Origin of the sequence: Clostridium sp. 2218st1_F5_2218SCRN_220325, assembly GCF_039062665.1 — a bacterium.
Classification (GTDB): Bacteria; Bacillota; Clostridia; order Peptostreptococcales; family Peptostreptococcaceae; genus Intestinibacter.
This window is the reverse complement of record NZ_JBCLNH010000032.1, coordinates 1-11,595: the sequence shown is the minus strand read 5'-3', so window position 1 is coordinate 11,595 and position 11,595 is coordinate 1. Positions and strand designations below refer to the sequence as shown.

General features: G+C 29.1%; 10 protein-coding genes and 1 other annotated feature. All 10 genes read left to right on the top strand.

The window, feature by feature from the left end; all coding sequences use genetic code 11:
• Positions 1–499 precede the first annotated feature (499 nt).
• Positions 500–1,774: a serine--tRNA ligase gene (gene serS / locus ABCM86_RS13685; RefSeq protein ID WP_195931016.1), complete on the top strand. Its 1,275-nt coding sequence runs from the start codon at positions 500–502 to the stop codon at positions 1,772–1,774.
• 172 nt (positions 1,775–1,946) lie between these two features.
• Entirely contained in the window at positions 1,947–2,216 is a 270-nt protein-coding gene (locus ABCM86_RS13680) for an ACT domain-containing protein (RefSeq protein WP_195931015.1), read from the top strand.
• Between the two features lie 14 nt (positions 2,217–2,230).
• Positions 2,231–3,586, top strand: coding sequence for a PFL family protein (locus tag ABCM86_RS13675; protein WP_295676850.1), 1,356 nt, complete (start codon positions 2,231–2,233; stop codon positions 3,584–3,586).
• 201 nt (positions 3,587–3,787) lie between these two features.
• Positions 3,788–4,867, top strand: coding sequence for an HlyD family efflux transporter periplasmic adaptor subunit (locus ABCM86_RS13670; protein WP_295732947.1), 1,080 nt, complete (start codon positions 3,788–3,790; stop codon positions 4,865–4,867).
• Between the two features lie 9 nt (positions 4,868–4,876).
• The gene (locus ABCM86_RS13665; protein WP_343004175.1) at positions 4,877–5,575 is read left to right on the top strand and encodes a YggS family pyridoxal phosphate-dependent enzyme; all 699 of its coding nucleotides are present in this window, start codon (positions 4,877–4,879) and stop codon (positions 5,573–5,575) included.
• 79 nt (positions 5,576–5,654) lie between these two features.
• The gene (gene sepF / locus ABCM86_RS13660; protein ID WP_330605535.1) at positions 5,655–6,140 is read left to right on the top strand and encodes a cell division protein SepF; all 486 of its coding nucleotides are present in this window, start codon (positions 5,655–5,657) and stop codon (positions 6,138–6,140) included.
• Between the two features lie 20 nt (positions 6,141–6,160).
• Positions 6,161–6,421, top strand: coding sequence for a YggT family protein (locus ABCM86_RS13655; protein WP_195931010.1), 261 nt, complete (start codon positions 6,161–6,163; stop codon positions 6,419–6,421).
• Positions 6,422–6,509: 88 nt separating this feature from the next.
• Entirely contained in the window at positions 6,510–7,205 is a 696-nt protein-coding gene (locus ABCM86_RS13650; protein ID WP_330605536.1) for a YlmH/Sll1252 family protein, read from the top strand.
• A 23-nt stretch (positions 7,206–7,228) separates the two neighbouring features.
• A complete protein-coding gene (locus tag ABCM86_RS13645) occupies positions 7,229–7,828 on the top strand; it encodes a DivIVA domain-containing protein (RefSeq protein WP_195931008.1) in 600 nt (199 codons plus the stop codon).
• Between the two features lie 153 nt (positions 7,829–7,981).
• Positions 7,982–8,207, top strand: a binding site (T-box leader).
• Between the two features lie 189 nt (positions 8,208–8,396).
• On the top strand, positions 8,397–11,510 hold the full coding sequence (ileS, locus tag ABCM86_RS13640; RefSeq protein ID WP_343004174.1) for an isoleucine--tRNA ligase: 3,114 nt from the start codon (positions 8,397–8,399) through the stop codon (positions 11,508–11,510).
• Positions 11,511–11,595 lie beyond the last annotated feature (85 nt).

Sequence of the window (11,595 nt, the reverse complement as noted above, 5' to 3'; positions counted from 1 at the left end):
ACATATTTATTCAATATATTAAAAGTTATAATATGGAAAGTAAGGATTTAAAATTGCTACTTCCATTAATTTACAATTCAACTTAAAATAAATAAATATTTTTCCAAATTAGTATAAAAACTAAAAAAAATGGACATAAAATAGAAAAATATTTATTTATATTAGAATTATATATGGAAATTTTTCTGAGATTGATTATAATTTTATATAGGGTGTAAATTGCATTATATATAAGGAAATCTTTTTCAGAAAATTAAAGGTATATTTTCTTAAAATTTAGCGTACTTATTTTTGTAAAATTTCAAAAATGCATAATGGGAATTATATTTAAATTTTATATTTTAGGGAGACCATTTATTATAAACTACATAGACTATATTTTTTAAGGGAATTGACAAGATAATTTTAAATGAATAAAATATAGTTAAATTGGATAAATACGTTGGGCTTATATTGTATGAGACGTGCAATTATACATAAAATATTTAGGAGGAAAAAAATGTTAGATATCAAAAGAATAAGAGAAAACTTAGATGATATTAAAAAAGCTATGGACAGAAGAGGGGAAAAAGAATTTGACCTTGATGCTGTTGTAGCTTTAGACGATGAAAGAAGAGAATTATTAAAAGAAGTTGAAGTAATGAAAAATGAGATGAATATCGAATCTAAAAAAATACCTCAACTTATAAAAGAAGGAAAAGACGTAACTGCTGATAAAGCTAGATTAAAAGAATTATCAGATAAAATAAAAGCTGTAGATGAAAAAGTTAAAAAAGTTCAAGATGAATTAAGATATAGATTACTTAGAATACCAAATGTTCCAAACGAAAGAGTTCCTCAAGGAGAAACAGATGCGGATAATATAGAAGAAAGAACATGGGGAGAACCAAGAAAATTTGATTTCGATTTCAAACCACACTGGGAAATAGGAACAGATTTAGATATATTAGACTTTGAAAGAGCTGCTAAAATAACTGGTTCAAGATTCACTTTATACAAAGATAAAGGTGCTAGATTAGAAAGATCTTTATATAACTTCTTCTTAGATACAAATACAGGAGTTAACGGATATACTGAATTTATACCACCATTCATGGCTAATGCAAATTCATTCTTAGGAACTGGTCAATTACCAAAATTCGAAGAAGACATGTTCAAAGTAGACAACGGATACTACTTAATACCAACTGCAGAAGTACCTCTAACTAATATACATGCAAATGAAATACTTTCATATGATGTATTACCATTAAACTACACTGCTTATACTCCATGTTTCAGATCAGAAGCTGGTTCTGCAGGTAGAGATACTAGAGGTCTAGTAAGACAACATCAATTCAACAAAGTTGAAATGGTTAAAATATGTGCTCCAGAAGAATCTTACAATGAATTAGAAAAATTAACTTCAAATGCTGAATACTTATTACAACAATTAGGTTTACCATACAGAGTTGTTAGAATATGTACAGGTGACTTAGGATTCACTGCAGCATTTAAATACGATTTAGAAGTATGGATGCCAAGTTACAACAGATACGTTGAAATATCTTCTTGTTCAAACTGTGAAGATTTCCAAGCTAGACGTGCTGGATTAAGATTCAAAAGAAGCAAAGATTCTAAAGCAGAATATTGTCATACATTAAATGGTTCAGGTCTTGCTGTAGGTAGAGCATTAGCTGCTATACTTGAAAACTACCAACAAGAAGATGGTTCTGTAGTAGTTCCAGAAGTATTAAGACCATACATGGGTGTAGATGTAATAACAAAAAAATAATATTGAATTTAAATAATTAAATTTAATTTGCAAAAAGAATGCCACAATAAACCTCGGTTTATATAGGGCATTCTTTTTTTATATATAGGAAATTAAAATATATACGTCATGTTTGACAATGAGTAAAAAGAGGCATAGAATTAAATCATCAATATAAAGGGGGAATCAAACTATGAAAGCATTTTTAACTGTAATAGGTAGAGATAAGGTTGGAATAGTAGCAGCAATATCTGATGAATTATTTAAATTAAATGTCAATATCATTGATATAACACAGACATTGATGGATGAGTTTTTTACAATGGTAGTTATGGTTGATTTAGAAAAAAGTCCTAAATCTTTTGAAGAAATTAAACAAGCTTTACAAAAAAGAGGCGAATCTATAGGGGTAGAGACAAGAATTCAAAGAGAAGAAATCTTTAATAAAATGCATAGAATTTAATTCGGAGGGAAATCATGAACGTTAAGAATATACTAGAAACTATAAATATGATAGAAGAACAAAAATTAGATATAAGAACTATAACAATGGGTATATCTTTACTTGATTGTATTGATTCCGATGGAGAAAAAGCAAGAGAAAAAATATATAAAAAAATAACTACTTGTGCTAAAGATTTAGTAAAAGTAGGACAAGAGATAGAAAGTGAGTTTGGAATTCCGATTGTAAATAAAAGAGTTTCTGTAACACCTATATCTATAATAGCAGGGGCTTGTGATGATAAAGACTATGTAGAATTTGCAAAAGTTTTAGATAAAGCAGCCGAAGAGTTAGGAATAGACTTTATAGGGGGATTTTCTGCTTTATGTCAAAAAGGATATACTAAAGGCGACGAAATATTGATAAAATCAATACCAAAAGCTTTAGCATGTACTAATAAAGTATGTGCATCTGTAAATGTAGGTTCAACAAGAGCTGGGATGAATATGGATGCAATAAAACAAATGGGTCAAGTTATTAAACAAACTGCTGAACTTACAAAAGATAAAAAGGGATTTGGCTGTGCAAAATTAGTTGTATTTTGTAATGCAGTTGAAGATAATCCATTTATGGCAGGAGCTTTCCACGGAGTTGGAGAATCAGATACAGTAATAAATGTAGGTGTAAGTGGTCCTGGAGTTGTCCAAAGGGCTTTAGAAAAAGTAAGAGGAGAATCTTTTGATGTTGTAGCAGATACTATAAAAAATACAGCTTTTAAAGTTACTAGAATGGGACAATTAGTGGCACAAGAGGCATCTAAACGATTAGGCATTCCATTTGGAATAGTCGATTTATCATTAGCTCCAACACCTGCAATTGGAGATTCTGTAGCAAATATAATAGAAGAGATGGGAGTTGAAGTTGTTGGAGCATATGGAACAACAGCAGCATTAGCACTACTTAATGATGCAGTTAAAAAAGGTGGAGTTATGGCTTGTTCTAGAGTTGGAGGTCTAAGTGGTGCATTTATACCAGTATCAGAAGATGCAGGAATGATAGATGCAGTATTAAAGGGCTCATTATGTTTAGAAAAATTAGAAGCTATGACTGCAATATGTTCGGTAGGCTTAGATATGATAGCTGTCGAAGGCGATACACCAGCTGAAACAATATCTGCTATGATAGCAGATGAGGCAGCCATAGGAATGATTAACAATAAAACAACTGCCGTAAGAGTAATACCAGCTCCAGGGTGTAAAGTCGGTGAGATGGTCGAGTTTGGAGGTTTACTTGGTAGAGCTCCAGTAATGAAAGTAAACAAATTCTCATCTAAAGACTTTATAGATAGGGGCGGAAAAATACCAGCACCAATACATTCATTCAAAAATTAGAAATTAATATTATACAAGAATTACTGTGAAATGATTTTTTAAATCGTTTTACAGTAATTTTTTTGTATAAAAATATTAAATTATGTTAAAAAACACTATATGCTGTTTGTATTTTTAATAATTTGTTTTGGCACAATTTAAAGGAAAAAGAATTAAAAAAAACAAATTATAATATAACCAATTGTTTTAGGGGGGGGAGAGATGGCTAAAAAGAAGAAAAAGAAAATAAAGTTTACAAATTTATTTTTACTTATAGTACTTTTATATATTTTAGTTCAAGTTGTAATTTGGACAATTGGCTATTTTACAAAGACTATGGTTTTAGAAGAAGAAAATATAGACCTTCAAATTAAAAAAAAGGCAATAGTAGTCATGGATGAGACCATAATCAAAGCTAACGAAGATGGAATCATAAAATATAATGTAGAAGACGGCGAAAAAATTAAAAATGATAAAAGTTTATTTACTATAAGTCAATCAGGACAAAATGAAGAAATATCACAAAAAATAGATGATCTAAAAAATGAAATAAATGACTTAGAAAAATCGAAAAATAGTATGAACTCAAATATAATATTAAATAAAAAGGAAGAACTTAAAATACTAGAAAATCAAAAACAAAAATACTATACAGAAAATATATCACCTACTTCTGGAATAGTATCATTTGAATATGATAATGATTATGAAAAAGTTAAATTAGACAAATTAGATGATATAAATTCAAACATCTTGGATTCTTTAGAAAATAATTTTATAAAAATAAATAGCAATAGTCACAAAGTTAGTTCATCAGAAGTAGCACTTAGAATAATCAATCCAAATGAAACTTATATATGCATATTTCAAGATAAAGACAAGAATCATTTTAAAGAAGCACAAGATTTAAAAATAATCTCTAATGGACAAGCAATTAAGGCGAAGATAGATAAAATATATGAAAAAAAAGATGAAGACGTAATAGTCATAAAAATTATGGAACAAAATATGTCAATTTACAATACAAGAGTTCAAGAATTTGATATAATATATAAAAATATAAAAGGATTTAAAATACCCGTAGAGTCAGTTGTAGAAAAAAATAATAAATTGGGCGTTTATGTAATAAATGAGGAAAATAATATACCAGAGTTTGTAAGTTTAGGCAAAAATTATTATAAAGATGCAAAATATTATTATGTGGATTATAATAAAAATAAGGATGAAAATAAATTGAATTTATATGATAGAATATTATTATATCCAAATTTTATAAATAAAAATATTAAAGTAAGCAGGTGACATTAATAAATGAGTATAAAATCAAATATAGAAAAAATTAAAGACGAAATTGCATCAATATGTAATGACTGTGGAAGAAATCCACAAGAAGTTAATTTAATGGCAGTTACAAAAACAGTTGATGTTGATGCTGTCTTTGAGGCTATAGATGCAGGAATAACAGATGTTGGTGAAAATAAGCCCCAAGAGTTAGCTAGAAAATATGAAGTTATAGGGGATAAGGTAAACTGGCATCTTATTGGAACTTTACAAACAAATAAAGTAAAATACATAATTGATAAAGTGACAATGATTCACTCTCTAGATAGAGAGGCTTTATGTGAAGAAATTCAAAAAAGAGCAGAAAAAATAGATAGAATCATAGATTGTCTAGTACAAGTTAATATATCAAAAGAAGAAACAAAACATGGCCTTTATAAGGATGATGTTGTTGATTTTGTAAAAATGGTATCAGAAAAATATCCTAATATAAGAATAAAAGGTCTTATGACTATGGCTCCATTTATAGAAGATGATGAAGTTATAGAATCAGTATTTAAAGGATTAAAAGATTTATCTCTAGAAATAGACTCACTTTCTTTAAAAAATGTTGAAATGAGCACTTTATCTATGGGAATGAGCCATGATTATCATCTAGCAATAAAACATGGTGCAACTATTGTAAGGGTAGGGACAGCGATTTTTGGATCTAGAAATTACAATAACTAAAATTAATTTACGATAAGGATTATATTAATAAAAAATATAATTAAAAATATTAAGTATTTTATTATAAATTTAAAGGAGGATGGAAATAATGTCAAATGGTCTAATTTCAAAATTTAAAAACTGGATGACAGAAGAGGACGAATATTATGATGATGAAGAAATGGACACAGATTTAGAAGAAAATGAAGAAGATATGGTGGGTAACGATATCGGAGCAATAAGATCATCATCTAAAGCTGCTACAACTAGCAAAATAGTAAATTTACATACAACAAGTTCAATGAAGGTTGTAATAGTAGAACCTAAAAAATATGAAGATGTAACAGTGATTGCAGATCACTTAAAACAAAAAAGAACAGTGATAGTTAATTTAGAAGGATTAGCTCAAGATGTAGATACTAGAAAAGCAATATTCTACTTTATGAGTGGAGCTGTTTATGTATTAGATGGAACAATACAAAAAGTATCGAGAGCTATATTTATCTTAGCGCCAAGTAATGTTGATATAGACGCAAACATGAAAAAAGAATTAGAAAGTAAGGCCTTTTTTCCTTGGCAAAAATAATTAAATAAAGGAGCAAGAATATGAGCGTATTGGGAGTATCACTAATAAGATTATTAGATGTAATATCATTCATCATAGTTATACAATGCGTATTAAGCTGGATACCTTCAGTTAGAATGAGTAGAATTTACGAAGCATTAAGCGTAATTACTGATCCAATTGAAGAACCTATAAGACGAGTTCAATATAGATATGTGTCAATTCCTGTTGATTTTTCACCATTAATAGCAATTTTATTAATACAAATATTACAAAGAGTAATATACTCTATATTCTTATAAAATGGAAAAGTTAAAACTTACAGCACATATCAAAGATATAGAACTAAAAAATAAAATGTACAAAGTAATTGATAAGGCGAATAGTTGTTTGAAAAATTACGATATAAAAGCTACAGAATTTTTAAATCCATTTGAAGTTAAAAATGCTATAGATATTTTAAATTCTGAATCAGATTTAAAATATAAAGTAGACGGTGGATATGAAAATGCAGAAAGACAGCTAATATATATTTTTCCATACTATATTGAGGAAGATGATGTAGAAAGTGATTTAAGAGTTATACAAATTGAGGGTAACTTTAAATTTAAAGCAATTTCTCATAGAGATTATTTAGGAGCCTTATTAAACTTAGGTATAAAAAGAGAAAAAATTGGAGATATATTAATACACGATAACTTCTGTCAAGTAGTTGTAAGTGAAGATATATGCGACTTTATAATTATTAATTTAGATAAAGTTTCTAGAAATAAAGTTAAGGTTAAAGAAATAACTGTAAAAGATATCGTACAAAGCGAGCATAACTTTAAGGAGATATCTTTTACAGTTTCGTCTTTAAGGGTAGATTCAATAATAAGTGGAGTTTACAGCTTATCTAGAAATGATAGTGTTAAGCTAATAAAAGGTGAAAGAGTAAATGTAGATTACGAAAAGATAATATCTCCATCAAGAGAAATAAAATCTGACAGTCTCATATCTGTTAGAGGTCATGGGAGAGCTATTATTGAAGTAGGAGATTTAACAAAAAAGGGTAGAACAAAAGTAAAAGCAAAAATTATTTTATAAAGATTTATATAGGAGGTTAGAGGATGATAACTCCAATTGAGATACAAAATAAAGAATTTAGAAGAGCCTTTAGAGGGTATAGTGAAGATGAAGTTGATGATTTTCTAAAAATAGTAACTGAGGATTTTGAAGCTTTATATAAAGAAAATATGGATCTTCAAGAAAAGGTTACTTTATATCAAGAACAAGTTAGTAGATACAAAAGTATAGAAGAAACACTAAATGCAACTTTAATTACAGCTCAAAGTGCTGCAGAGGATACTTGTGTAGCTGCAAATAAAAAAGCAAAAATAATAGTAGAAGAAGCTCAACTTCAATCAAAACACATAATAGACGAAACTAATAATCGTATTTTAGAACTAAAAAAAGAATATGATAACTTAGTAAGAGAATTTAAAGTATTTAGAAATAGATTTAAATCATTAATAAAAGAAGAACTAGAAACTTTAGACGAAATATTCTATGATGTAGATGAAAGCTGTGAAATGCCTTTTAGAGAATGTAGTTATATAAAAGAAGACATGGAAGATAGTGCTGATTTATTTACAGAAGAAATAGCAGTTGAAGAAGATACAAACCAAGTAGATAAAAAATCTACTGATGATGCTGTTACAAATGAATAATATAGATTTGGATTATATTAAAAAATTTAAAATAAAATGTATATAATAATAAATATTGGTAATAATATGAAATATCATAACATTATGAATTGAATATGTTTTTATTGACGAAATAAATGAATTATTGTATAATTATCAAGTATAATTGAAAAAATAAAAGCTGTGATAGAGAGAGTAGACTTTTAAGTACTTTACAGAGAGTTGGATTAGGTGAAAGCCAATATTTATGAGAAAGTTGAAAATCACTCTGGAGCTGTAGGCTGAACGATTTTATCTATTAAGCTGAGCCGGTTAGTGCCGTTAAACTATAGAGTGTTACATATTATTTTTTTTAGTATGTAAAATTAGGGTGGTAACGCGATTATAACTCGTCCCTTTGTATAGGGAGGAGTTTTTTTATTGGGTAAATAATTGATTATTAATATAATAGCAATTATATTTTAATTTTAAAATTTTTGAATTATTAAATATATATACGTTTTATGTATATATTAATAACTAGCATTTGTATGTATAATTTGAAAATTGAGAAAATAATGGCAATTTAAAAATAAGAAAGGGTGATATTATGGCTAAGTTTAAGCCACTTGTTGATTCTTCTGTTAAAGATGCAGAAGCAGGAGTGTCAAAATATTGGAAAGACATCAACATATTAGAAAAAACGCTAGAAAAAGGTGAAAATGATCCAAGTTACGTATTCTACGAAGGACCACCAACAGCTAATGGTAATCCAGGGATACACCACGTTGTAGCTAGAACATTAAAAGACTGGGTTTGTAGATATAAAACTATGAGCGGATACCAAGTTCAAAGAAAAGCTGGATGGGATACTCACGGTTTACCAGTTGAGTTACAAGTAGAAAAAGAACTAGGACTTACAAATAAACAACAAATAGAAGAATATGGTATAAAAGAATTCAACGAAAAATGTAGAGAATCAGTTTTCTCATATGAAGCAAAATGGAGAAACATGACTGAGAGAATGGCATATGAAGTTGACTTAGACAACCCATATATAACTTTAGACAACAACTATATAGAATCAGTTTGGTGGATATTAGATAAATTCAACAAAGAAGGATATCTATATGAAGGACATAAAATAGTACCTTACTGCCCAAGATGTGGAACTGGTCTTGCTTCACACGAGGTTGCACAAGGATACAAAGAAGTAAAAACTAATACAGTAATATGTAAATTCAAGAAAAAAGATGCTGAAAATGAATATTTCTTAGCATGGACAACTACTCCTTGGACTTTACCATCAAACGTTTCATTAACAGTAAATCCAGAAGTAGATTATATAAAAGTAGCTAAAGATGGAGAAGTATACTATCTTTGCAGTGATTTAGCTAACAAAGTATTAGGTGAAGGAACTTATGAAGTTCTTGAAACTATGAAAGGTAAAGATTTAGAATATATGGAATATGAACAATTAATGCCTTTCGTAGAAGTTACAGATAAAGCATTCTTCGTGACTTGCGCTGATTATGTAACAACAGAAGATGGTACTGGTATAGTTCATACTGCACCAGCATTCGGTGAAGATGACTACAACTGTGGTAGAAAATATCAACTTCCAGTTATACAACCAGTTGATTCAAACGGTAAATTTACAGCTACTCCATGGGAAGGTCACTTCGTAATGGAAGATGGAATAGATGTTGAAATAATAAAATGGTTAGCAGCAGAAGGAAAATTATTCTCTAAAGAAAAAATAGAGCACAACTATCCACACTGCTGGAGATGTGGTACTCCACTTGTATACTATGCAAACCCAAGCTGGTATATAGAAATGACAAAATTAAGAGACCAATTAGTTGCTAACAACAATACAGTAAACTGGTATCCTAAATTCGTAGGTGAAGGTAGATTTGGTAACTGGCTAGAAAACGTAAAAGACTGGGCAGTATCAAGAACTAGATATTGGGGTACTCCACTTAACGTATGGAGATGTGACTGTGGACATACTGAATCTATAGGATCAAGAGCTGAACTTGCTGAAAGAGCTATAGAAAATGTAGATCCAGCTACAGTAGAATTACATAGACCATATGTAGATGATATCCATATAGCTTGTTCAGATTGTGGTAAACCAATGACAAGAGTTAAAGAAGTTATAGACTGCTGGTTTGACAGTGGGGCTATGCCATTTGCTCAACATCATTACCCATTTGAAAACAAAGAAAAATTTGAAAGATTATTCCCAGCAGATTATATCTGTGAAGGTATAGACCAAACTAGAGGATGGTTCTATTCATTACTTGCTATATCAACATTCGTAATGGGTAAAGCACCATATAAAAACGTACTTGTTAACGACTTAGTTCTTGACAAAAATGGTAAGAAAATGAGTAAATCAAAAGGAAACACAGTAGATCCATTTGAATTATTCGACAAATACGGAGCAGATGCTTTAAGATGGTACTTATTATATGTATCTCCACCATGGACTCCAATCAGATTCGATGAAGCTGGACTTAGAGAAATACAAAGTAAATTCTTAGGAACTATGAAAAACGTATATAACTTCTTCACATTATATGCAAACACTGACGATATAGATCCAAAAGACTTCTTCGTTGAATACAAAGATAGACCAGAACTAGACAGATGGATATTATCTAAATACAACAGTTTAGTAAAATCAACTGTAGAAAACTTAGAAATATTCGAAGTTAACAGAGTTATAAGAAATATACAAGCATTCTTAAATGACGATTTATCTAACTGGTATATAAGAAGATCTAGAAGACGTTTCTGGGCTACTGAATTAACAGAAGATAAAAAAGCTGTTTACAACACAACTTATGAATTATTAACTGGATTATGCAGATTAATAGCTCCATTTGCTCCATACATGTCAGAAGAAATGTATAGAGATTTAACTGGAGAAGTATCTGTTCACTTAGCAAGCTATCCAAAAGCTGATGAAAGCTTAATAGATGCTAAACTTGAAGAAAAAATGGAATTAACTAAAGCGTTAGTTGCTTTAGGTAGAGCTTCAAGAGAAGACAGTAAAATAAAAGTTCGTCAACCAGTATCAAAAGTATTAGTTGATGGTAAATATGAAGATGTAATAAGCGACGTTGTTGACTTAATAAAAGAAGAATTAAACGTTAAAGAAGTTGTATTCGCTAAGAGCTTAGAAGAATACATGAACTTCAGCTTAAAACCAAACTTTAAAGTATTAGGACCTGTATTAGGATCAAAAATGAAATTATTTGCAGGTGCATTAGCTAAACTTAATGCAAATGAAGTAGTTCCTAAATTAGAAGCTGGAGAAAAAGTAACTGTTGATTTAGATGGAGAGGCATTCGAATTCGATAGAGAACATGTTTTAATAAACATAGATGCTAAAGAAGGATTCGACGTTGCTATGGCAAACAACATATTCGTTATATTAGATACTAACTTAACAGAAGAGTTAATAAATGAAGGATATGTAAGAGAATTTATATCTAAAGTTCAACAAATAAGAAAAGCAAGCAACTTCGAAGTTTTAGATAATATAGATATAGAATTTAATTCAGATGAAGATATAGCTAAGGCTGTAGAAGCATTCAAAAACTATATACAAACTGAAACATTAGCAGTTGAAATAAAAGCAGTAGACAATACTGACTTTGAAAAATATGACTTAAATGGTCATGAAACTGGTATAAAAATAACTAAAAAATAATTTTTATATTTTATATGATAGATTGTCAATATAAGTGCAACATTTTATGTTTATGTTGCAGCGAAGACCTCTGCAGGTGTTTTAT